Raw genomic sequence first — 1,573 nt, forward strand, 5'->3', positions numbered from 1 at the left:
TCCAAAAGGACCCATATAAAGTATTACATATTGCGACAGCAAAATGGGGTTGTTCTGACACCGCCACTTTAAATGTGCCAATTTTCCCTATTGATACAGTTTTTGCAGATGAATTTGATAAGGAGATTTTTGATCCGGCGGCAAATAACGGCTGGTACCATACCGGTCAGTATTATAATGACAAAAGCAGATCCAGCTGGCAGAATATTCCTCCTGTCGGAAAGAATAAAAAAATTAAGCCGTTAACTCCTGGAAATGCAGCATGGGTAACTTTCGTTCCTGACAGCGGCGGTTACAGAGCAGGAGAAAAGTCATGGGTAGAAAGCCCTGTTTATGATATTCATAATCTACAACTTCCCATGCTTTCCATGAATACATGGGCAAATATGAACAGCCCATTTGATGGGGTCTCTGTGCAGTTTGCTTTTTGTGATACCACTGCATTTGGAAAAGAGACTTGGATCACTTTAGGTGAAAAAGACGGAGAGGGGCTTAACTGGTACAATTCGAATTCTGTACTTGGAGCACCAGGAGGAAGCAATGAGGCCTGGACAGCTGACACTGCCAAAGCGTGGTCATTATCAGCATACAGACTTGATACAATATTGAAGCTGTATGAAAAGGACCCAATTAACAGGGAGCGTGTCCGTTTCAGAATTGTTCTTGGCACAACAACCCTGGGACAAGGCATGGATGGCTTTGCATTTGACAACTTCTTTGTAGGACAAAGAAACAGAAAAATCATTGTTGAAGAGTTCTGTGATTATGAGAATAAAATTGAAAAGCCTGAAGATTATTATATCGATCCTCAAGCTTTAAGGATTCAATACCACTTGGCTGACCTCGTGGATGACGATGAAATCAATATACAGAATCCTTATGAACCAAGTGCCAGAGGATTATTATATGGTATAGGCAAAGCGCTACCAAGAGTTGTGCTTGATGGTATATACTATAATAATGATAAAGAGTATGATCAATGGTCACAGAAGTCATTGCTTGAGCGCTCGCTTATTACCTCTCCTTATATTATTAAGATAGAGAAGAATGTTGAGGGAGATAGTCTGGCCGTAAAAGCGATCATTGAAAAGTCAGCTACTGTTATTGATGCTAAAAACTATGTATTACAAGTTGCGATAGTTGAAAAGGTAGTCACCGGAAATGGACAAGAATTTACAAACGTGCTTCGTAAAATGCTTCCTAACTCAGCCGGACATCGCATTGATAAAAGTTCGGTTTGGACAACAACAACGATAAACACAAAGTGGAAACCTGCAATAAAACCTAATAGTGATATTTACATAATAGCCTTCCTGCAGGATGAGGATACAAAAGAAATTTATCAGTCAGAATATATCCCAGTTGCGCTGAACGAATATGCAAACCTTTACAATGGCAACCGTCCGGGAAGTCCATCTGCAAAGGGTTCTTTCAATGACCTGACTTTAAGCCCTAATCCAACATCGCATGATCTGATGGTTAAATTTGACGGAGTGCTTAAAGATGATTATAGCTGGTCAATTGTAGATATACTAGGCAATCAGATAAATGCAGGCCTTATGCTTTATGGTAC

Annotated in this window: 1 protein-coding gene; it reads left to right on the forward strand. The window is 40.0% G+C overall.

Annotated features, from left to right (window positions below; translation table 11 throughout):
- Window positions 1–1,573: hypothetical protein (locus tag K350_RS32570; RefSeq protein WP_037576385.1), on the forward strand; the 1,573-nt coding region annotated here is incomplete at both ends.

The sequence above is a fragment of the Sporocytophaga myxococcoides DSM 11118 genome (genome assembly GCF_000426725.1).
Taxonomy (GTDB): Bacteria; Bacteroidota; Bacteroidia; order Cytophagales; family Cytophagaceae; genus Sporocytophaga; species Sporocytophaga myxococcoides.